Consider the following 431-nt stretch of genomic DNA (forward strand, 5'->3'; position numbering starts at 1 on the left):
TGGCACCCATTCTCACCGCACCCTGCCGCCGTCGTCCGTCTCGACGCGGCGCCACCGACAAAAGCTGGGAGGACGGTGGGAATTCCTGCAAGGACCACGCAAGGGGGCTTGAGCAAGTGCTCTGAATTCATTAATAGCTTTTCGCACCACTCCTTGATGCAGGTTTTACACACTGGGGACAACAGTTCGTCGAGCGTTGGAGGAGCCAATGACCATCACGTCAGAAACCGCAGTGGAGTCCCCCTACCTGACCGTCACGGCAGGTAGGGACGCGCAGCCAGCCACCCGCCGCGCCTCCATCGCGTGCGTCATCCCCGCCTATAACGAGGAGGAAAGCATTGCCGAGGTGCTGACCGCCCTGCTGGCCCAGACCCGACTCCCCGACGTCATCCACGTGGTCATCAACAACACCGACGACGAAACCTTCTACA

1 protein-coding gene is annotated in these 431 nt (G+C 60.8%); it reads left to right on the forward strand.

The annotated features are described in order from the left end of the window. Nucleotides 1-208 precede the first annotated feature (208 nt). The coding region (locus FHK88_RS13695) for a glycosyltransferase (RefSeq protein WP_227431281.1) at nt 209-431 on the forward strand (223 nt) is incomplete at its 3' end.

The sequence above is a fragment of the Psychrobacter sp. I-STPA6b genome (assembly GCF_020662265.1).
Lineage (GTDB): Bacteria > Pseudomonadota > Gammaproteobacteria > Pseudomonadales > Moraxellaceae > Psychrobacter.